Origin of the sequence: Citrobacter sp. C6_1 (genome assembly GCF_014596835.2) — a bacterium.
Lineage (GTDB): Bacteria > Pseudomonadota > Gammaproteobacteria > Enterobacterales > Enterobacteriaceae > Citrobacter > Citrobacter pasteurii.
The window spans coordinates 1491172-1511511 of record NZ_CP115031.1; the positions used below are offsets into that span (position 1 = coordinate 1491172).

Here is a 20340-nt window from a genome sequence, read left to right on the forward strand (position 1 = left end):
TGCGCAATTCGAAAATACTGAGGTTTGAGCCTGACTAACTGTTATCGGCCTGATCTGACAACGACGCGGTGTGAATCTATTGTTAAGTATAATTAATGAATGGTGGCATTCTTAATTAATTATTATTTAATATTTAAACAGTATTTATTGAACGCGTTAATAATACGAAAACAGCCAGTCTGAGTTAACACCTTTTTGCTTCGATTAATTCGCGATAACACTTATAAATATAGTGGTTTTAGGTTAAGATAAGTCCCATGAAATGGTGCGAAACTTGTGTTTTGCGATAATTCTAATGTTAGTTAAGATTTTCTAACATACTGAAAAGTTAGTTTTTAATGTGTAAATTAGTGTTTGTTAACTATTTTTTAAATTTACAAAATTTACATGTTTTCCATTAGTCAGAATCATCCAATAGCTAAAAAATGACTCTTTCTCGTTGCTATATTCCGATGAGTGCTATGGGTATTAAATAGCGCTGAAGAGAAATTGTTTCGTTTGTTAAAGCAAATACATCCTTATTTTCACCCGGTTACACCTGGTGAAACTGCGAGGGAGGTCCATTACAAATGGAGTTGTTTGTTTCTGAATGCACAGCATTAACCCGGTATGACCCGCGAGTAAGTGAAAAATTATGATAAATGCAAATCGTCCGATAATTAACCTCGATCTCGATCTGCTGAGAACCTTCGTTGCTGTTGCCGATCTGAATACCTTCGCGGCTGCGGCAGCTGCGGTATGTCGCACTCAGTCTGCGGTGAGTCAGCAAATGCAACGCCTCGAACAACTGGTGGGGAAAGAGTTGTTCGCGCGCCATGGACGTAACAAACTACTGACCGAGCATGGGATTCAGTTGCTGGGTTACGCCAGAAAAATATTGCGTTTTAATGATGAGGCATGCTCATCATTGATGTTTAACAATCTTCAGGGAGTGTTAACTATTGGCGCTTCTGATGAGTCAGCGGATACCATCCTTCCTTTTCTGCTGAACCGGATAAGTTCGGTTTATCCGAAGCTTGCGCTGGATGTCAGAGTGAAACGCAACGCCTACATGGTGGATATGCTGAAGTCACAAGACGTTGATCTGGTGGTGACAACCAACCGGCCAGGCGATTTTGAGTGTCTGAATCTGCGTACCTCACCTACGCACTGGTATTGTGCGGCCGAATATATTTTACAAAAAGGTGAGCCGGTGCCGCTGGTGCTGCTGGACGATCCGAGTCCGTTCCGCGATATGGTACTGGCAACGCTGAACGCTGCACAGATCCCGTGGCGTCTGGCCTATGTTGCTTCAACATTAGCGGCTGTGCGTGCGGCAGTGAAGGCGGGGTTGGGCGTGACTGCCCGTCCTGTAGAAATGATGAGCCCTGATTTACGCGTACTGGGCGCGGCGGACGGATTGCCACCATTGCCGGAAACAGAGTACTTGCTGTGCTGCGACCCTGCCTCACAAAATGAGCTGGCTCAGGTGATCTTTAAGTCGATGCAGACCTATCAAAATCCCTGGCAATACAACCAGTTTACCCCTGAAGGGGGAGACGATTCGCTGATTGTTGAGGGCGACTTCGAGTGATGTACCATAAATAATCGTTATAAAATGTAAGTGCAAAAATGAGTCGCTGGTGATGAAAAAACATCCATCGGCTCTTTTTTTATGCAAATAATGGCCGGAGATGTCATTTTGTATACCAAAACTTAACAAAATCAGTAGGTAAAAAAAACACCTACAAATAGTGCAAAAAATAATCACTCGAGGCGCTCTGCATTTTCATGTTAAAAAACTAGAGAAATTGTTGCTGTTTTTTATGGTGAATTAACAAAAGCGTGTCACAGATCAAGAAAATACTCCCATTTAGGGGGAGGCATCTGTGCGAATTCCTGTCAAAATAGACGTGTATTATCTTTTTTACTTCACAACGGACACGATTCAACAACATTAAAAATGACTGATGATGCGATCGAAATTGGTCTAAAGAGCACTTTATGTTAATGAAGTTGGAACGGTGTAAAATAATGTGAGGAAACTTTTGTTAAAGTTGACAAAAGGTTATAGAAAGGAGTAAAAAACCCCATCAATTGGCTGTCTAAAATGATTTTTCACAGTGATTGTAAGGTTTTTTTTATTCCTCCCCATGAATCGATGTGGCGTTCATCTGCCGAAAAGAGCAGAGAATTTGGCGCTACTTTTGATGAGTAAGCAATGAGTATGTCAACATCCACTGAAGTCATCGCTCATCACTGGGCATTCGCTATCTTTCTTATTGTCGCCATTGGCCTGTGCTGCCTGATGCTCGTCGGCGGTTGGTTTTTAGGTGGTCGCGCACGCGCGAGATCTAAAAACGTGCCGTTTGAATCAGGTATCGACTCGGTCGGCACCGCCCGCTTGCGCCTGTCTGCCAAGTTTTATCTGGTAGCCATGTTCTTCGTTATCTTCGACGTTGAAGCGCTGTATCTGTTCGCATGGTCAACTTCTATCCGTGAAAGCGGCTGGATTGGCTTTGTGGAAGCTGCAATTTTTATTTTTGTGTTACTGGCAGGTCTGGTTTATCTGGTGCGTATTGGCGCGCTGGACTGGACGCCCGCGCGTTCACGCCGCGAGCGTATGAACCCGGAAACGAACAGTATCGCTAATCGTCAACGCTAACCGCGAGGCATTAAGATGGATTATACGCTCACCCGCATAGATCCTAACGGTGAGAACGACCGTTACCCCCTGCAAAAACAGGAGATCGTAACCGACCCCCTGGAGCAAGAAGTTAACAAAAACGTGTTCATGGGCAAACTGCATGACATGGTTAACTGGGGCCGTAAAAACTCAATTTGGCCATATAACTTTGGCCTGTCCTGCTGCTACGTAGAGATGGTGACCTCGTTTACCGCCGTGCACGATGTAGCCCGTTTTGGTGCGGAAGTTCTGCGTGCATCGCCGCGTCAGGCTGACCTGATGGTCGTAGCCGGAACCTGCTTTACCAAAATGGCGCCGGTTATTCAGCGTCTCTATGATCAGATGCTGGAACCGAAATGGGTTATTTCCATGGGCGCCTGTGCCAACTCCGGCGGTATGTACGATATCTACTCGGTAGTGCAGGGCGTTGACAAATTCATTCCGGTCGATGTGTACATCCCGGGATGCCCGCCGCGTCCGGAAGCGTATATGCAGGCTCTGATGCTGCTGCAAGATTCCATTGGCAAAGAACGCCGTCCGCTCTCCTGGGTGGTTGGCGATCAGGGCGTTTATCGCGCCAATATGCAGTCAGAACGCGAGCGTAAACGCGGCGAACGTATTGCTGTAACGAATCTTCGTACACCAGACGAGATTTAATTTGCGCCTGTCGGCAGCAGCACTTCCTTCGCTTACCACTACATAAATAGCGCGAAGCACTGCCGACCACCACGGACCATTTGCAATGGTGAACAATATGACCGACTTAACCGCGCAAGACGCCGTATGGCAAACACGGGATCACCTTGATGACCCGGTCATTGGCGAACTGCGCAACCGTTTTGGGCCGGATGCCTTTACCGTTCAGGCGACTCGCACCGGGGTACCCGTTGTTTGGGTCAAGCGTGAACAATTACTGGAAGTTGGCGATTTCTTAAAGAGACTGCCGAAACCTTACGTCATGCTGTTTGACTTACACGGCATGGACGAACGTCTGCGTACGCACCGCGAAGGGTTACCCGCCGCGGATTTTTCCGTTTTCTATCACCTGATCTCCATTGAACGCAATCGCGATATCATGCTCAAGGTGGCTTTGTCTGAAAACGATCTGCGCGTACCGACTTTCACCAAACTGTTCCCGAACGCCAACTGGTATGAGCGTGAAACCTGGGAAATGTTTGGCATCGACATCGAAGGTCATCCGCACCTGACGCGTCTGCTGATGCCGCATACCTGGGAAGGCCATCCGCTGCGTAAGGACTACCCGGCGCGTGCGACTGAATTCGACCCGTTTGAGCTGACTAAAGCCAAACAGGATCTGGAAATGGAAGCGCTGACCTTCAAACCTGAAGATTGGGGTATGAAGCGTAGCACCGAAAATGAGGACTTCATGTTCCTCAACCTCGGTCCTAACCACCCGTCTTCCCACGGTGCGTTCCGTATTGTGCTGCAGCTTGATGGCGAAGAAATCGTCGACTGCGTACCTGACATCGGCTACCACCACCGTGGCGCTGAAAAGATGGGCGAACGTCAGTCCTGGCACAGCTACATTCCGTACACCGACCGTATCGAGTACCTCGGCGGCTGCGTTAACGAAATGCCTTACGTACTTGCGGTTGAGAAACTGGCAGGCATCACCACGCCGGATCGCGTCAACGTGATTCGCGTCATGCTGTCTGAATTGTTCCGTATCAACAGTCATCTGCTGTACATCTCCACGTTCATTCAGGACGTCGGCGCAATGACCCCGGTATTCTTCGCCTTTACCGACCGTCAGAAAATCTATGACGTCGTCGAAGCGATCACCGGTTTCCGTATGCACCCGGCCTGGTTCCGTATCGGCGGTGTGGCACACGATCTGCCGCGCGGTTGGGACAAACTGCTGCGTGATTTCCTTGACTGGATGCCGAAACGTCTGGATTCCTACGAGAAAGCCGCACTGCGCAACACCATCCTGAAAGGCCGTTCGCAGGGTGTTGCCGCTTACGGTAAGAAAGAAGCGCTGGACTGGGGTTGTACCGGTGCTGCGCTGCGTGCGACGGGTATTGATTTTGATGTGCGTAAATCACGTCCGTACTCTGGCTACGAAAACTTTGACTTTGAAGTCCCGGTTGGCGGCGGCGTTTCCGACTGCTATACCCGCGTGATGCTGAAAGTTGAAGAGCTGCGCCAGAGTCTGCGCATCCTTGAGCAGTGCCTCAACAACATGCCGGAAGGCCCGTTCAAAGCGGATCATCCGCTGACCACGCCGCCGCCGAAAGAGCGCACGCTGCAACATATCGAAACCCTGATCACCCACTTCCTGCAGGTTTCGTGGGGCCCGGTTATGCCGGCGAACGAGTCCTTCCAGATGGTGGAAGCAACCAAGGGTATCAACAGTTACTACCTGACCAGCGATGGCAGCACCATGAGTTATCGTACCCGTATCCGTACCCCGAGCTATGCGCATCTGCAGCAGATCCCGGTAGCGGTACGTGGCAGCCTGGTGTCCGACCTGATCGTCCATCTGGGTAGTATCGATTTTGTTATGTCAGATGTGGACCGCTAATTATGCACGAGAATCAACAACCACAAACCGAGGCTTTTGAGCTGAGTGCGGCTGAGCGTGAAGCGATTGAGCACGAGAAGCACCACTACGAAGACCCACGTGCGGCGTCCATTGAAGCGCTGAAAATCGTTCAGAAGCAGCGTGGCTGGGTGCCGGATGGGGCGATCTATGCGATCGCTGATGTGCTGGGGATCCCGGCAAGCGACGTCGAGGGTGTTGCGACATTCTACAGCCAGATCTTCCGCCAGCCGGTCGGTCGCCACGTGATCCGCTATTGCGACAGCGTCGTGTGCCATATCAATGGCTACCAGGGGATCCAGGCTGCGCTTGAGAAAAAACTCAACATCAAGCCGGGGCAGACGACCTTTGACGGTCGCTTTACGCTGCTGCCGACCTGTTGCCTGGGGAACTGCGACAAGGGGCCGAACATGATGATCGATGAAGATACTCATGCTCACCTGACCCCGGAAGGCATTCCCGAACTGCTGGAGCGGTATAAATGAAAGACATTATCCGTACTCCCGAAACACATCCGCTGACCTGGCGTCTGCGTGATGACAAACAGCCAGTCTGGCTGGACGAATACCGTAGCAAGAACGGTTATGAAGGTGCGCGTAAGGCCCTGACCGGGCTGTCACCGGATGAAATCGTCAACCAGGTAAAAGACGCTGGCCTGAAAGGGCGCGGCGGCGCGGGCTTTTCCACCGGTCTGAAGTGGAGCCTGATGCCGAAAGACGAATCCATGAACATCCGTTACCTGCTGTGTAACGCTGATGAAATGGAGCCGGGCACCTATAAAGACCGCCTGTTGATGGAACAGCTGCCGCACCTGCTGGTGGAAGGTATGTTGATCTCCGCGTTTGCGCTGAAAGCGTACCGTGGTTACATCTTCCTGCGCGGTGAGTATATCGAAGCGGCTGTGCATCTGCGCCGCGCGATTGCCGAAGCGACCGAAGCCGGTCTGCTTGGTAAAAACATCATGGGCACCGGTTTCGATTTCGAACTGTTCGTACACACCGGGGCAGGGCGTTACATCTGTGGTGAAGAAACTGCGCTGATTAACTCCCTCGAAGGTCGCCGTGCTAACCCGCGTTCCAAGCCGCCGTTCCCGGCAAGCTCTGGCGCATGGGGTAAACCGACCTGCGTTAACAACGTCGAAACCCTGTGTAACGTACCGGCTATCCTCGCAAACGGCGTGGAGTGGTACCAGAACATTTCGAAGAGCAAAGACGCAGGCACCAAACTGATGGGCTTCTCTGGTCGCGTGAAGAATCCGGGACTGTGGGAGCTGCCATTTGGCACTACCGCGCGTGAGATCCTCGAAGATTACGCGGGCGGCATGCGCGATGGCCTGAAGTTCAAAGCCTGGCAGCCTGGCGGCGCGGGGACTGACTTCCTGACTGAAGCACACCTCGACCTGCCGATGGAATTCGAAAGCATCGGTAAAGCGGGTAGCCGTCTGGGTACCGCGCTGGCGATGGCCGTCGACCACGAGATTGGCATGGTTGGGCTGGTGCGTAACCTGGAAGAGTTCTTTGCCCGCGAGTCCTGCGGCTGGTGTACGCCGTGCCGTGACGGTCTGCCGTGGAGTGTGAAAATTCTGCGCGCGCTGGAGCGTGGCGAAGGCCAGCCTGGGGATATCGAGACACTTGAGCAACTGTGTCGTTTCCTCGGCCCGGGTAAAACCTTCTGTGCGCACGCACCGGGCGCGGTGGAACCGCTGCAGAGCGCCATTAAATATTTCCGCGAAGAATTCGAAGCTGGCATCAAGCAGACCTTCAGCAATACCCACGCTATTGGTGGTATTCAGCCGAACCTGCTGAAAGAGCGCTGGTAATAGCAGGGTTAGCCCTGTGTCGCGATAAGAAATTCGATTAACGCTTGGTCACTGACCGAGCCAACTGGAAGCATGCTGACTATGGCTACGATTCATGTAGACGGCAAAGAATATGAGGTCAACGGAGCGGACAACCTGCTGGAAGCTTGTCTGTCTCTCGGCCTTGATATTCCGTACTTTTGCTGGCACCCGGCGCTGGGCAGCGTCGGTGCTTGCCGCCAGTGTGCGGTGAAGCAATATCAGAACGCGGAAGACACGCGTGGTCGCCTGGTGATGTCTTGTATGACACCGGCCACCGAAGGCACCTTTATTTCGATTGATGACGAAGAAGCGAAGCAGTTCCGCGAAAGTGTCGTCGAGTGGTTGATGACCAACCACCCGCACGACTGCCCGGTCTGCGAAGAGGGCGGTAACTGCCACCTTCAGGATATGACCGTCATGACCGGTCATAGCTTCCGTCGCTACCGCTTCACGAAGCGTACACACCGCAACCAGGACCTGGGGCCGTTCATCTCCCACGAAATGAACCGCTGCATCGCCTGCTATCGCTGCGTGCGTTACTACAAAGATTACGCCGATGGCACGGATCTGGGCGTCTATGGCGCACATGACAACGTCTATTTTGGTCGTCCGGAAGACGGTACGCTCGAGAGCGAATTTTCCGGTAACCTGGTAGAAATTTGTCCGACCGGCGTGTTTACCGACAAAACGCACTCCGAGCGTTATAACCGTAAATGGGATATGCAGTTTGCGCCGAGCATCTGCCAGCAGTGTTCCATTGGCTGTAACACCAGCCCGGGTGAGCGTTATGGCGAACTGCGTCGTATCGAAAACCGCTACAACGGTACCGTTAACCACTACTTCCTCTGCGACCGTGGTCGTTTTGGCTATGGTTACGTGAACCTGAAAGACCGTCCGCGTCAGCCGGTACAGCGCCGTGGCGATGACCTGATCACCCTCAACGCCGAACAGGCGATGCAGGGCGCGGCTGACATTCTGCGTCAGTCGAAGAAAGTGATCGGTATCGGTTCCCCACGCGCCAGCGTTGAGAGCAACTTCGCGCTGCGTGAACTGGTCGGTGCGGATAACTTCTATACCGGTATCGCCCAGGGTGAGCAGGAACGCCTGCAACTGGCGCTGAGCGTGCTGCGTGACGGTGGTATTCATACCCCGGCGCTGCGTGAAATCGAATCTTACGATGCAGTCCTGGTGCTGGGTGAAGATGTGACCCAGACCGGTGCGCGCGTTGCGCTGGCGGTGCGCCAGGCGGTGAAAGGTAAAGCTCGCGAAATGGCGGCGGCGCAGAAAGTGGCCGACTGGCAGATCGCGGCCATCCTTAACATCGGCCAGCGCGCCAAGCACCCGCTGTTTGTCACTAACGTCGATAACACCCGTCTGGACGACATCGCGGCATGGACCTACCGTGCACCGGTTGAAGATCAGGCGCGTTTAGGTTTCGCTATCGCCCATGCGCTGGATAACAACGCACCAGCGGTTGACGGCATCGACCGTGACCTGCAGAACAAAATTGACGTTATCGTTCAGGCCCTGGCCGGGGCGAAGAAACCACTGATTATTTCCGGTACCAATGCCGGTAGCGCCGAGGTGATTCAGGCTGCTGCCAACGTGGCGAAGGCGCTGAAGGGTCGTGGCGCAGACGTCGGCATCACCATGATTGCTCGCTCGGTCAACAGCATGGGCCTCGGCATGATGGGCGGTGGTTCCCTCGACGATGCGCTGACTGAACTGGAAACAGGTCGCGCTGACGCCGTTGTGGTGCTGGAAAATGACTTGCATCGCCATGCTTCAGCCGCCCGCGTTGATGCCGCGCTGGCGAAAGCGCCGCTGGTACTGGTTGTTGACCATCAGCGCACCGCGATTATGGAAAACGCCCATCTGGTGCTTTCCGCCGCAAGCTTCGCCGAAAGCGATGGTACGGTGATTAACAACGAAGGTCGCGCCCAGCGCTTCTTCCAGGTCTATGACCCGTCGTACTACGACAGCAACACCATCATGCTGGAAAGCTGGCGCTGGCTGCACTCGCTGCACAGCACCGTGCAGAGCCGTGAAGTGGACTGGACGCAGCTCGACCACGTTATCGACGCGGTCGTTGAGAAGCTGCCGCAACTGGCGGGTATTAAAGATGCCGCGCCGGACGCAAGCTTCCGTATCCGTGGACAGAAGCTGGCGCGTGAACCGCATCGCTACAGTGGGCGTACCGCAATGCGCGCCAACATCAGCGTACACGAACCACGTCAACCGCAGGACAAAGACACCATGTTCGCCTTCTCGATGGAAGGCAACAACCAGCCGTCTGCGCCGCGTTCACAAATTCCGTTTGCCTGGGCTCCGGGCTGGAACTCCCCACAGGCGTGGAACAAGTTCCAGGATGAAGTGGGCGGTAAACTGCGTCATGGCGATCCGGGCGTGCGTCTGATCGAAGCTTCTGCGGATGGTATGGATTACTTCACTACCGTTCCGGCGAGTTTCCAGGCTCAGGAAGGTCAGTGGCGTATCGCGCCTTACTATCATCTGTTTGGTAGTGACGAAATGTCCCAGCGTGCGCCGGTCTTCCAGACCCGTATGCCGCAGCCGTACATCAAGCTCAACCCGGCAGATGCCGCGAAGTTGGGTGTTAATGCCGGTACGCGCGTTTCTTTCAGCTACGATGGCAACACGGTCACGCTGCCGGTTGAAATCGCTGAAGGATTAACGGCAGGGCAGGTTGGTTTGCCGATGGGCATGCCTGGCATCGCGCCGGTTCTGGCAGGTGCGCGTCTTGAGGATCTGCAGGAGGCACAACAATGAGTTGGATTACACCCGATCTGATTGAGATCCTGCTGAGTATCCTCAAAGCGGTGGTGATCCTGCTGGTGGTGGTCACCTGCGGGGCATTCATGAGCTTTGGCGAACGCCGTCTGCTGGGTCTGTTCCAGAACCGTTACGGACCGAACCGTGTTGGCTGGGGCGGTTCGCTCCAGCTGGTTGCGGACATGATCAAGATGTTCTTTAAAGAAGACTGGATCCCGAAATTCTCGGATCGCGTCATCTTTACCCTGGCACCGATGATCGCCTTCACCTCGCTGCTGCTGGCTTTCGCCATTGTACCGGTGAGTCCGAACTGGGTCGTTGCTGACCTGAACATCGGGATCCTGTTCTTCCTGATGATGGCAGGCCTCGCGGTCTACGCGGTGCTGTTCGCCGGTTGGTCGAGTAACAACAAATACTCGCTACTCGGTGCGATGCGTGCGTCTGCGCAGACCCTGAGCTACGAAGTGTTCCTCGGACTTTCCCTGATGGGCGTGGTGGCGCAGGCCGGTTCATTTAACATGACCGACATCGTCAATAACCAGGCTGATATCTGGAACGTTATTCCGCAGTTCTTTGGTTTTGTCACCTTTGCCATCGCGGGCGTGGCGGTGTGTCACCGTCACCCGTTTGACCAGCCAGAAGCCGAGCAGGAACTGGCCGACGGTTACCACATTGAATATTCCGGTATGAAATTCGGTCTGTTCTTCGTGGGTGAGTACATCGGTATCGTCACCATTTCCGCGCTGATGGTTACCCTGTTCTTCGGTGGCTGGCATGGCCCGTTCTTACCGCCATTCGTCTGGTTCGCGCTGAAAACCGCGTTCTTCATGATGATGTTCATTTTGATTCGTGCGTCGTTACCGCGTCCTCGTTATGACCAGGTAATGTCCTTCGGCTGGAAAGTCTGTCTGCCGCTGACGCTCGTCAACTTGCTGGTAACGGCGGCTGTCATTCTCTGGCAGGCGCAATAAGGGACACAAAGACCATGACCTTAAAAGAATTGTTAGTAGGCTTCGGCACCCAGGTACGCAGTATCTGGATGATCGGCCTGCATGCGTTCGCGAAACGCGAAACGCAGATGTACCCGGAAGAGCCGGTCTATCTACCGCCCCGTTTTCGTGGTCGTATCGTTCTGACTCGTGATCCTGACGGTGAAGAACGCTGCGTTGCCTGTAACCTGTGTGCGGTAGCGTGTCCGGTAGGCTGTATCTCTTTGCAAAAAGCAGAGACCAAAGATGGCCGCTGGTATCCGGAGTTTTTCCGCATTAACTTCTCACGCTGCATTTTCTGCGGCCTGTGTGAAGAAGCCTGTCCGACAACGGCTATTCAGCTGACTCCAGATTTCGAGCTGGGTGAGTACAAGCGCCAGGACCTGGTTTACGAGAAAGAGGATCTGCTGATCTCCGGTCCGGGCAAATACCCGGAATATAACTTCTACCGGATGGCAGGTATGGCAATCGACGGCAAAGATAAGGGCGAAGCAGAGAACGAAGCCAAGCCTATCGACGTCAAGAGCCTGTTACCGTAAGGAGAGGGGCAATGGAGTTCGCTTTTTATATCTGTGGCCTGATAGCCATTCTCGCAACCTTGCGGGTGATCACCCACACCAATCCGGTACACGCACTGTTGTATCTGATTATTTCGCTGCTGGCGATTTCCGGGGTGTTCTTCTCGTTAGGCGCTTACTTCGCGGGTGCGCTGGAAATTATCGTCTACGCGGGCGCCATCATGGTGCTGTTCGTATTCGTGGTAATGATGCTCAACCTCGGTGGTTCTGAAATTGAACAGGAACGCCAGTGGCTGAAACCTCAGGTGTGGATTGGACCGGCGATTCTGTCGGCCATCATGCTGGTGGTCATTGTTTACGCCATTCTGGGCGTAAACGATCAGGGCATCGACGGGACGCCAATTAGCGCGAAAGCAGTCGGTATTTCCCTGTTCGGACCGTATGTACTGGCGGTTGAACTGGCTTCGATGCTGCTGCTGGCGGGTCTGGTTGTGGCCTTCCACGTGGGGCGCGAAGAGCGTTCAGGTGAAGTGCTGAGCAATCGCACCGATGACCGCGCGAAAAGAAAAACGGAGGAGCACGCATGATCCCCTTACAACATGGACTGATCCTCGCTGCGATTTTATTCGTCCTGGGTTTGACCGGTCTGGTTATCCGCCGCAATCTGCTGTTTATGCTGATCGGGCTGGAAATCATGATTAACGCCTCTGCGCTGGCCTTTGTGGTCGCCGGAAGCTACTGGGGCCAGACCGATGGTCAGGTGATGTACATTCTCGCCATCAGCCTTGCGGCTGCGGAAGCGAGCATTGGACTTGCGCTGTTGTTGCAACTTCATCGCCGTCGCCAGAACCTGAACATCGATTCAGTAAGTGAGATGCGTGGATGAACATGCTTGCCTTAACCATTATTCTGCCATTTATTGGCTTTGTATTACTGGCGTTCTCCCGCGGCCGTTGGTCAGAAAATCTGTCCGCGACCGTGGGTGTCGGGTCGATTGGCCTGGCGGCGCTGGTTACTGCGTTTGTTGGCGTTGACTTCTTTGCTAATGGCCAGCAGGCCTACAGCCAGCCGCTGTGGACGTGGATGTCCGTCGGTGATTTCAACATCGGTTTCAACCTGGTGCTGGACGGCTTGTCGCTGACCATGCTCTCCGTGGTAACCGGTGTCGGCTTCCTGATCCACATGTTCGCTTCCTGGTATATGCGCGGGGAAGAGGGTTACTCCCGCTTCTTCGCCTACACTAACCTGTTTATCGCCAGCATGGTGGTTCTGGTACTGGCGGATAACCTGCTGCTGATGTACCTCGGCTGGGAAGGCGTGGGTCTGTGCTCTTACTTACTGATCGGTTTCTATTACACCGATCCGAAGAATGGCGCAGCGGCAATGAAAGCTTTCGTGGTGACCCGTGTCGGTGACGTGTTCCTCGCCTTCGCACTGTTCATTCTCTACAACGAGCTGGGTACGCTGAACTTCCGCGAGATGGTGGAACTGGCACCTGCGCACTTTGCAGACGGCAACAACATGCTGATGTGGGCAACCCTGATGCTGCTGGGTGGTGCGGTCGGTAAATCCGCGCAGCTGCCGTTGCAAACATGGCTTGCTGATGCGATGGCAGGCCCAACGCCCGTCTCTGCGCTGATCCACGCTGCAACGATGGTTACCGCCGGTGTCTACCTGATTGCACGTACCCACGGCCTGTTCCTGATGACCCCAGAAATCCTGCACCTGGTGGGGATTATCGGGGCTATCACTCTGGTGCTGGCGGGTTTTGCTGCGCTGGTACAGACCGACATCAAACGCGTTCTTGCGTACTCCACCATGAGCCAGATTGGTTATATGTTCCTGGCTCTCGGTGTACAGGCGTGGGATGCGGCGATTTTCCACCTGATGACGCACGCCTTCTTTAAAGCGCTGCTGTTCCTGGCATCCGGCTCGGTTATCCTGGCCTGCCACCACGAACAGAACATCTTCAAGATGGGCGGCCTGCGTAAGTCTATTCCGCTGGTGTATCTCTGCTTCCTGATTGGTGGCGCAGCGTTGTCGGCTCTGCCGCTGATTACCGCTGGTTTCTTCAGTAAGGATGAGATTCTGGCCGGTGCAATGGCGAACGGTCATATCAATCTGATGGTTGCAGGTCTGGTCGGTGCGTTTATGACCTCTCTGTATACCTTCCGTATGATTTTCATCGTGTTCCACGGTAAAGAACAAATTCACGCTCACGCCGGGAAGGGGATTACCCATCATCTGCCGCTGATTGTGCTGATGATCCTGTCCACCTTCGTTGGCGCGCTGATTGTGCCGCCGCTTCATGGTGTACTGCCTTCGACGACCGAGCTTGAGCATGGTCGCGTTATGACGCTGGAAATTACCTCCGGTATCGTCGCGATTGCGGGTATCTTGATCGCAGCATGGCTGTGGCTGGGTAAACGCCAGCTTGTGACATCGATTGCCAACAGTGCGCCAGGCCGTCTGCTGGGTACCTGGTGGTATAACGCCTGGGGCTTCGACTGGCTGTACGACAAAGTGTTCGTCAAGCCGTTCCTTGGCATTGCATGGCTGCTGAAACGCGATCCGCTGAACGCAATGATGAACATTCCGGCGATCCTGTCCCGCTTTGCAGGTAAAGGCCTGCTGTTAAGCGAGAACGGCTATCTGCGTTGGTATGTGGCATCAATGAGCATCGGCGCCGTTGTTGTGCTGGCACTGTTGATGGTACTGCGTTGAGTTTGTTGGCTGGATGAACAACTGCCGGATGGCGCTGCGCTTATCCGGCCTACAAACCCAAAATAATTTTTAGAATTCGTTGAAAATCTGTTCCTGAAGTACAGGCGTCATCGGCGAAGTCAGACCGAATACCGCCAGCGCAGAGCAACCGGAGCGTACTGAAGTACGTGAGGATTGCGAGCACTGCCGGGATTTGGGCTGACGAGTGAGATAGCCTGAGCAGGAGTAAATATAAGGGACATACTTAGCTATGTTATTACCCTGGTTGATATTAATCCCCTTTATCGGTGGCTTCCTGTGCTGGCAGACCGAGCGCTTTGGCGTGAAGGTGCCGCGTTGGATCGCGCTGATTACCATGGGACTGACGCTGGCGCTTGGCCTGCAACTGTGGTTGCAGGGCGGCTATTCACTGACGCAATCCGCTGGCATTCCGCAGTGGCAGTCTGAGTTTATCCTGCCGTGGATCCCGCGTTTCGGCATCTCTATTCACTTAGCCATCGACGGTTTATCGCTGCTGATGGTGGTGCTGACCGGTCTGCTCGGTGTTCTGGCGGTACTCTGCTCCTGGAATGAAATCGAAAAATACCAGGGCTTCTTCCACCTGAACCTGATGTGGATCTTAGGCGGCGTTATCGGCGTGTTCCTTGCCATCGACATGTTCCTGTTCTTCTTCTTCTGGGAAATGATGCTGGTGCCGATGTACTTCCTGATAGCACTTTGGGGGCATAAAGCCTCTGACGGTAAAACGCGTATCACGGCGGCAACCAAGTTCTTCATTTATACCCAGGCGAGTGGTCTGGTGATGTTGATTGCCATCCTGGCGCTGGTGTTTGTGCACTATAAAGCGACCGGCGTGTGGACCTTCAACTATGAAGAACTGCTGAATACCCCGATGTCCCACGGCGTGGAATACCTGCTGATGCTGGGCTTCTTCATCGCTTTTGCGGTGAAAATGCCGGTGGTTCCGCTGCACGGCTGGTTGCCGGATGCGCACTCCCAGGCACCGACCGCTGGTTCCGTTGACCTGGCGGGGATTCTGCTGAAAACCGCGGCCTACGGTCTGCTGCGTTTCTCTCTGCCGCTGTTCCCGAACGCGTCGGCGGAGTTTGCACCTATCGCTATGTGGCTTGGCGTAATCGGCATCTTCTACGGCGCGTGGATGGCCTTTAATCAGTACGATATCAAACGTCTGATTGCCTACACTTCCGTATCGCACATGGGCTTCGTACTGATTGCTATCTACACTGGCAGCCAGCTGGCGTACCAGGGTGCTGTTATCCAGATGATTGCGCACGGTCTGTCCGCAGCCGGTCTGTTCATTCTGTGTGGTCAGCTGTACGAACGTCTGCACACGCGTGATATGCGTATGATGGGCGGCCTGTGGGGCAAAATGAAATGGTTGCCAGCGCTGTCGATGTTCTTCGCAGTGTGTACGCTGGGTATGCCGGGTACAGGTAACTTCGTTGGCGAATTTATGATTCTGTTCGGCAGCTACCAGGTGGTTCCGGTCATTACGGTGATCTCAACCTTTGGTCTGGTGTTTGCTTCTGTATACTCGCTGGCGATGCTGCATCGCGCTTACTTTGGTAAGGCGAAAAGCCAGATTGCCAGTGTTGAACTGCCAGGGATGTCGCTGCGTGAGCTGTTTATCATCCTGTTGCTGGTTGTGCTTCTGGTACTGCTTGGCTTCTATCCGCAGCCGATTCTGGATACCTCGCATTCTGCGATGAGCAACATCCAGCAGTGGTTTGTTAATTCCGTTACTACTACAAGGCCGTAAATCGCCATGACAATAACTCCACAACACCTGATTGCGCTGCTACCGCTGCTGATCGTCGGCTTGACGGTGGTGGTTGTGATGCTCTCCATTGCGTGGCGACGCAATCACTTCCTCAATGCCACGCTGTCGGTCATTGGGCTTAACGCCGCGCTGGTTTCGCTCTGGTTTGTTGGCCAGGCGGGCGCCATGGACGTCACCCCGCTGATGCGGGTTGACGGTTTCGCTATGCTCTACACCGGGCTGGTGCTGCTGGCGAGCCTTGCCACCTGTACCTTTGCTTACCCGTGGCTGGAAGGCTACGACGACAACCGGGAAGAATTCTACCTGCTGGTGCTGATTGCCGCGCTGGGTGGAATTCTGCTCGCCAATGCTAATCATCTGGCGGCGCTGTTCCTCGGTATCGAACTGATCTCTCTGCCGCTGTTTGGCCTGGTCGGTTATGCGTTCCGTCAGAAGCGTTCGCTGGAAGCCAGTATCAAATACACCATCCTGTCTGCCGCCGCGTCTTCCTTCCTGCTGTTCGGTATGGCGCTGGTGTACGCGCAGTCCGGCAACCTGTCGTTCATTGCGCTTGGTAAGAGCCTCGGTGACGGCATGCTGAGCGAACCGCTGCTGCTGGCGGGCTTTGGTCTGATGATTGTTGGCCTCGGCTTCAAACTTTCACTGGTTCCGTTCCATCTGTGGACGCCAGACGTCTACCAGGGCGCTCCTGCTCCGGTTTCCACCTTCCTGGCGACGGCGAGCAAAATCGCTATCTTCGGCGTGGTAATGCGTCTGTTCCTGTACGCGCCGGTTGGCGACAGCGAAGCGGTTCGTATCGTGCTCGGTGTGATTGCCTTTGCGTCCATCATCTTCGGTAACCTGATGGCGCTGAGCCAGACCAATATCAAACGTCTGCTCGGTTACTCTTCCATCTCTCACCTCGGTTACCTGCTGGTGGCACTGATTGCTCTGCAGAGCGGCGAGATGTCGATGGAAGCAGTTGGCGTTTACCTGGCCGGTTATCTGTTCAGCAGCCTTGGCGCGTTCGGTGTGGTCAGCCTGATGTCCAGCCCGTACCGTGGTCCGGATGCAGATTCTCTGTTCTCTTACCGTGGTCTGTTCTGGCATCGTCCGATCCTCGCGGCGGTGATGACGGTGATGATGCTGTCTCTGGCGGGTATCCCGATGACGCTGGGCTTTATCGGTAAGTTCTACGTACTGGCGGTCGGTGTGCAGGCTAACCTGTGGTGGCTGGTTGCCGCTGTGGTGGTCGGTTCGGCGATTGGTTTGTACTACTACCTGCGCGTTGCCGTGAGCCTGTACCTGAGCGCACCGCAGCAACTGAACCGCGATGCGCCATCCAACTGGCAGTACAGCGCGGGCGGTATCGTGGTGCTGATTTCTGCCCTGCTGGTACTGGTGCTGGGTATCTACCCGCAACCGCTGATCAGCATCGTGCAGTTAGCGGCTCCGCTGATGTAAGGCTAAATGCAATAACGAAAAAACCCGCCTCGGCGGGTTTTTTTATGCGTGAAAGATAGTTAGTTCAAAAGCTGCCTGCTCACCAGTGGACCGCTGATGCCTTTCGCTGTGCGATCCATCACTTCCTGGATTACTGAAGAAAGCTCATTGACTTCGAATTTGGCCACATAACCATCGGCCTTAACCCGGCGGACGTGATCTTCATTAGCGCTACCGGAAAGCGAGGAGTGAATCACGACCGGGATCTTCTTCAGGCGTTCGTCGGTTTTTATCTTACGGGTCAGCGTAAAACCGTCCATCTCCGGCATTTCCAGGTCGGTGAGCACCAGGGCAATCTTTTCGCTGATTGGCTTACCTTCCGCTTCCGCTTCTTCAGATAGCTGTTGAATTTTTTCCCACGCATCCTGGCCCGTCACATGCATCAGGTGTGGGATCTCCATGGCGTTGAGACCTTTTTCCAGCATCGCGCGAGCCACTTTGGAGTCATCTGCCACTATCGCCACCGCACCTGGCGTGATGTTGAACTTATTGGTTTTCAGATCAGTTGCGCGCAGATCGTGGTTCGACGGTACGATGTCGTACAGAATTTGCTCAACGTCGAGCACCAGCGCCAGGTTGTTGGTCTCTTTGTTGTCGTCCAGACAGGCGATACTGGTAATGTAGCGGCCATTGACGGCTTTCTCGGCGGTATGCACCTGTTGCCAGTCGAGGCGCATAATGTTCTCTACTGACTCCACCGCAAACGCCTGGACGCTGCGGGCGTACTCTGTGATCAACAGGATGTTGAGTCCGGTCTCTGGCTTACAGCCTGCGACGGCAGGCAGGTCAATCACCGGTATCACCTGATCGCGAATGTTAACCATCCCTAAAAGCGGTGCCTTCATGCCTGCCGGACGCGTGAAGGTCGGCATCGGTACGATTTCACGCAGTTTGAATACGTTGATGCCAAACAGCTCTGATTTCTGCTCCTCAACGGATTTGCCAAGGCGAAACAGCAGCAGCTCAAAGCGGTTCGACAAGGTTAAATTGGTCCTGTCATCAATATCTTTCTGAAAATTGTTCATCCTGTCCTCAGTGTGAAAGCCAGCCTTTCCACTGTTATCGGCATTGAGGCGGAAAAATAAAGCGCTAAACGGTGAAAATGGCGAAATCGTGAGCCAGTTCCGTGTCTGGAAAAATCGCTCTGCACTCTTCAAGTAACCGCTGGCAGCCTTTTGCATCGTAGCGTGAGCTGACGTGGGTCATGATGAGTATGCCCACACCGGCGTCCAGTGCCAGCTGTGCGGCCTGCCGGGTGGAGCTATGCCCGCGGCTGTTGGCTTTTTCCTCCATTGAGGCGTCCAGCGTGGTTTCATGTACCATCACGTCCACCCCTTTTGCCAGTTCGATAGCGCTCGCACAGGGCCCGGTATCACCGAAAATTGCCACGGATTTTCCTCGGGTTGCCGGGGAGAGAAAATCGGCGCCGTTAATCGCGCGACCATCCTCCAGCACGATGGTTTTCCCGGCTTTCAAATCCTGGAACCACGGGCCCGCTTTAACGCCTGCCGCCTTCAGGGCGCTGGCATTAAGCGCCCCCGGCTTGTCGTGTTCTTCAACACGAAAACCGTAGCACTCCAGCGGATGTTCCAGTCGAAACGCGGTCACTTTGCGCAGGCCGTCATCCACAACATCACCGGCGGTGATTTCCACAATTTCCAGTGGATAATCGGTCCAGGAACCGCTCAGTCGCAGGGCTGTTTCGGTAAATTCCCGTAATCCTTTCGGCCCATAAAGCGTCAACGGCTGGACGTTTCCGGCCATTGAACGACTGCACAGCAGCCCCGGTAAACCAAACAGGTGATCGCCATGCAGATGACTGATAAAAATACGATCAAGTTTGCCTGGGTTGAACGGGGAGCTAAGCATTTGATGCTGCGTCCCTTCGCCGCAATCAAAAAGCCACAAACCTGCCTGAGTCGGGTGTTGCAGATTCAGTAATATTGCCGTTACATTGCGAGAACGTGTGGGAACTCCCGCAGACGTACCTAAAAATAGTAATTCCATCTTTACGTTACACTTTTCGCCATCAATGAGGCAGGGTGTTCAGGTTATCACAACAAAGGGGCAGACAATGATCCACTGGCAAGATCTCCATCATGCAAAGCTGAGTGTTCAGGAGCTGTATGCCATTCTTCAGCTTCGCTGCGCAGTATTCGTTGTTGAGCAACAATGTCCGTATCAGGACGTGGATGGCGACGACTTAGTCGGCGAGAACCGTCACATTCTGGGATGGCATAATGATGAACTGGTGGCGTATGCGAGGATTCTGAAAAGTGACGATGATCTGGAGCCGGTAGTAATTGGCCGGGTGATTGTAAGCGAAGCGCTACGCGGCGAAAAATTGGGGCAGCAGTTAATGATGCAAACGCTGGCATCCTGTGCGCAGCATTGGCCGCATAAGGCGTTATACCTGGGGGCTCAGGCGCATCTGCAATCGTTCTATGCGAGATTTGGTTTTGTTCCCGTCACGGAGATCTATGACGAAGACGGTATTCCACACATCGGCATGGCGCGTGAGGGGCATCAAGCGTAAACAGCACCTGTCGTCTATAGTTAGCGGATACGTCAATAGAAAGGGAGAATAAAATGTCTTTTCATTCTTACGAATCACGTATTGATGACGATCTGGAATTGTTGAGTGAAACGCTGGAAGAAGTGTTACGTTCTTCCGGCGATCCTGCCGACCAGAAGTACCTTGAGTTGAAAGCGCGGGCTGAGCAGGCGTTAGAAGAGGTGAGAAATCGCGTTAGTCACGCCTCTGACAGTTACTATTATCGTGCAAAGCAGGCTGTTTGCCGGGCAGATGACTATGTACACGAAAAACCCTGGCGTGGGATCGGCGTGGGGGCGACAGTCGGTTTAGTGATGGGATTATTGCTGGCACGGCGATAAATATAGCGCTGTTATCGCACCCCCTATACGGGGGTACTGCTTTTTCTGCTCAGTACCCCGTATAATGAGAGGT

18 protein-coding genes are annotated in these 20340 nt (G+C 53.9%); 16 read left to right on the forward strand and 2 right to left on the reverse strand.

What is annotated here, in order from left to right:
• Window positions 1-634 precede the first annotated feature (634 nt).
• The 14 genes from lrhA to nuoN all read left to right on the forward strand — a co-directional run bounded on the left by lrhA (window position 635) and on the right by nuoN (window position 17333).
• Window positions 635-1573, forward strand: a complete 939-nt coding sequence (gene lrhA, locus IB196_RS07220; RefSeq protein ID WP_005129482.1) for a transcriptional regulator LrhA — start codon at window positions 635-637, stop codon at window positions 1571-1573.
• A 627-nt stretch (window positions 1574-2200) separates the two neighbouring features.
• Window positions 2201-2644: an NADH-quinone oxidoreductase subunit NuoA gene (nuoA, locus tag IB196_RS07225; protein ID WP_040230134.1), complete on the forward strand. Its 444-nt coding sequence runs from the start codon at window positions 2201-2203 to the stop codon at window positions 2642-2644.
• Window positions 2645-2659: 15 nt separating this feature from the next.
• Window positions 2660-3322 (forward strand): NADH-quinone oxidoreductase subunit NuoB, encoded by a 663-nt coding sequence (nuoB, locus tag IB196_RS07230; RefSeq protein WP_003028075.1) that lies wholly within the window; start codon window positions 2660-2662, stop codon window positions 3320-3322.
• A gap of 85 nt (window positions 3323-3407) precedes the next feature.
• Window positions 3408-5210: an NADH-quinone oxidoreductase subunit C/D gene (nuoC, locus tag IB196_RS07235; RefSeq protein WP_082031705.1), complete on the forward strand. Its 1803-nt coding sequence runs from the start codon at window positions 3408-3410 to the stop codon at window positions 5208-5210.
• 2 nt (window positions 5211-5212) lie between these two features.
• On the forward strand, window positions 5213-5713 hold the full coding sequence (nuoE, locus tag IB196_RS07240; RefSeq protein WP_003028069.1) for an NADH-quinone oxidoreductase subunit NuoE: 501 nt from the start codon (window positions 5213-5215) through the stop codon (window positions 5711-5713).
• The gene (gene nuoF / locus IB196_RS07245; protein WP_005129472.1) at window positions 5710-7047 is read left to right on the forward strand and encodes an NADH-quinone oxidoreductase subunit NuoF; all 1338 of its coding nucleotides are present in this window, start codon (window positions 5710-5712) and stop codon (window positions 7045-7047) included. The genes nuoE and nuoF overlap by 4 nt, the downstream gene beginning before the upstream one ends.
• Before the next feature lie 81 nt (window positions 7048-7128).
• Window positions 7129-9855: an NADH-quinone oxidoreductase subunit NuoG gene (nuoG, locus tag IB196_RS07250; RefSeq protein WP_005129471.1), complete on the forward strand. Its 2727-nt coding sequence runs from the start codon at window positions 7129-7131 to the stop codon at window positions 9853-9855.
• Entirely contained in the window at window positions 9852-10829 is a 978-nt protein-coding gene (gene nuoH / locus IB196_RS07255) for an NADH-quinone oxidoreductase subunit NuoH (RefSeq protein WP_003028063.1), read from the forward strand. Before nuoG ends, nuoH begins: the two co-directional genes overlap by 4 nt.
• Window positions 10830-10843: 14 nt before the next feature.
• Window positions 10844-11386: an NADH-quinone oxidoreductase subunit NuoI gene (gene nuoI, locus IB196_RS07260; RefSeq protein ID WP_005129470.1), complete on the forward strand. Its 543-nt coding sequence runs from the start codon at window positions 10844-10846 to the stop codon at window positions 11384-11386.
• An 11-nt stretch (window positions 11387-11397) separates the two neighbouring features.
• Window positions 11398-11952 carry an NADH-quinone oxidoreductase subunit J gene (nuoJ, locus tag IB196_RS07265; RefSeq protein ID WP_003028059.1) on the forward strand — a complete coding sequence of 185 codons (555 nt, stop codon included), beginning with the start codon at window positions 11398-11400 and terminating at the stop codon, window positions 11950-11952.
• Window positions 11949-12251: an NADH-quinone oxidoreductase subunit NuoK gene (gene nuoK, locus IB196_RS07270; RefSeq protein ID WP_000612644.1), complete on the forward strand. Its 303-nt coding sequence runs from the start codon at window positions 11949-11951 to the stop codon at window positions 12249-12251. The genes nuoJ and nuoK overlap by 4 nt, the downstream gene beginning before the upstream one ends.
• On the forward strand, window positions 12248-14089 hold the full coding sequence (nuoL, locus tag IB196_RS07275) for an NADH-quinone oxidoreductase subunit L (protein WP_005129466.1): 1842 nt from the start codon (window positions 12248-12250) through the stop codon (window positions 14087-14089). Before nuoK ends, nuoL begins: the two co-directional genes overlap by 4 nt.
• Before the next feature lie 250 nt (window positions 14090-14339).
• Window positions 14340-15869 carry an NADH-quinone oxidoreductase subunit M gene (gene nuoM, locus IB196_RS07280; RefSeq protein WP_005129465.1) on the forward strand — a complete coding sequence of 510 codons (1530 nt, stop codon included), beginning with the start codon at window positions 14340-14342 and terminating at the stop codon, window positions 15867-15869.
• 6 nt (window positions 15870-15875) lie between these two features.
• The gene (gene nuoN / locus IB196_RS07285) at window positions 15876-17333 is read left to right on the forward strand and encodes an NADH-quinone oxidoreductase subunit NuoN (protein ID WP_005129464.1); all 1458 of its coding nucleotides are present in this window, start codon (window positions 15876-15878) and stop codon (window positions 17331-17333) included.
• Between the two features lie 59 nt (window positions 17334-17392).
• On the opposite strand, the gene IB196_RS07290 is transcribed toward nuoN, so the two are convergent.
• Together IB196_RS07290 and rbn are read right to left on the reverse strand one after the other, a co-directional pair.
• Entirely contained in the window at window positions 17393-18397 is a 1005-nt protein-coding gene (locus IB196_RS07290; protein WP_005129463.1) for a chemotaxis protein, read from the reverse strand.
• Between the two features lie 64 nt (window positions 18398-18461).
• Complete coding sequence (rbn, locus tag IB196_RS07295) at window positions 18462-19379, reverse strand: ribonuclease BN (protein ID WP_188232040.1); 918 nt, start codon at window positions 19377-19379, stop codon at window positions 18462-18464.
• 67 nt (window positions 19380-19446) lie between these two features.
• On the opposite strand from rbn, the gene IB196_RS07300 reads away from it, so the two are divergent.
• Both IB196_RS07300 and elaB read left to right on the forward strand, forming a co-directional pair.
• Window positions 19447-19908, forward strand: a complete 462-nt coding sequence (locus IB196_RS07300; protein WP_005129453.1) for a GNAT family N-acetyltransferase — start codon at window positions 19447-19449, stop codon at window positions 19906-19908.
• Window positions 19909-19961: 53 nt separating this feature from the next.
• Entirely contained in the window at window positions 19962-20267 is a 306-nt protein-coding gene (gene elaB, locus IB196_RS07305) for a stress response protein ElaB (RefSeq protein WP_005129450.1), read from the forward strand.
• Window positions 20268-20340: the final 73 nt, after the last annotated feature.

Coding starts and splice junctions, on each gene's coding strand:
- lrhA (WP_005129482.1), top strand. CDS start 635: ATGATAAATGCAAATCGTCCGATAATTAACCTCGATCTCGATCTGCTG.
- nuoA (WP_040230134.1), top strand. CDS start 2,201: ATGAGTATGTCAACATCCACTGAAGTCATCGCTCATCACTGGGCATTC.
- nuoB (WP_003028075.1), top strand. CDS start 2,660: ATGGATTATACGCTCACCCGCATAGATCCTAACGGTGAGAACGACCGT.
- nuoC (WP_082031705.1), top strand. CDS start 3,408: ATGGTGAACAATATGACCGACTTAACCGCGCAAGACGCCGTATGGCAA.
- nuoE (WP_003028069.1), top strand. CDS start 5,213: ATGCACGAGAATCAACAACCACAAACCGAGGCTTTTGAGCTGAGTGCG.
- nuoF (WP_005129472.1), top strand. CDS start 5,710: ATGAAAGACATTATCCGTACTCCCGAAACACATCCGCTGACCTGGCGT.
- nuoG (WP_005129471.1), top strand. CDS start 7,129: ATGGCTACGATTCATGTAGACGGCAAAGAATATGAGGTCAACGGAGCG.
- nuoH (WP_003028063.1), top strand. CDS start 9,852: ATGAGTTGGATTACACCCGATCTGATTGAGATCCTGCTGAGTATCCTC.
- nuoI (WP_005129470.1), top strand. CDS start 10,844: ATGACCTTAAAAGAATTGTTAGTAGGCTTCGGCACCCAGGTACGCAGT.
- nuoJ (WP_003028059.1), top strand. CDS start 11,398: ATGGAGTTCGCTTTTTATATCTGTGGCCTGATAGCCATTCTCGCAACC.
- nuoK (WP_000612644.1), top strand. CDS start 11,949: ATGATCCCCTTACAACATGGACTGATCCTCGCTGCGATTTTATTCGTC.
- nuoL (WP_005129466.1), top strand. CDS start 12,248: ATGAACATGCTTGCCTTAACCATTATTCTGCCATTTATTGGCTTTGTA.
- nuoM (WP_005129465.1), top strand. CDS start 14,340: ATGTTATTACCCTGGTTGATATTAATCCCCTTTATCGGTGGCTTCCTG.
- nuoN (WP_005129464.1), top strand. CDS start 15,876: ATGACAATAACTCCACAACACCTGATTGCGCTGCTACCGCTGCTGATC.
- IB196_RS07290 (WP_005129463.1), bottom strand. CDS start 18,397: ATGAACAATTTTCAGAAAGATATTGATGACAGGACCAATTTAACCTTG.
- rbn (WP_188232040.1), bottom strand. CDS start 19,379: ATGGAATTACTATTTTTAGGTACGTCTGCGGGAGTTCCCACACGTTCT.
- IB196_RS07300 (WP_005129453.1), top strand. CDS start 19,447: ATGATCCACTGGCAAGATCTCCATCATGCAAAGCTGAGTGTTCAGGAG.
- elaB (WP_005129450.1), top strand. CDS start 19,962: ATGTCTTTTCATTCTTACGAATCACGTATTGATGACGATCTGGAATTG.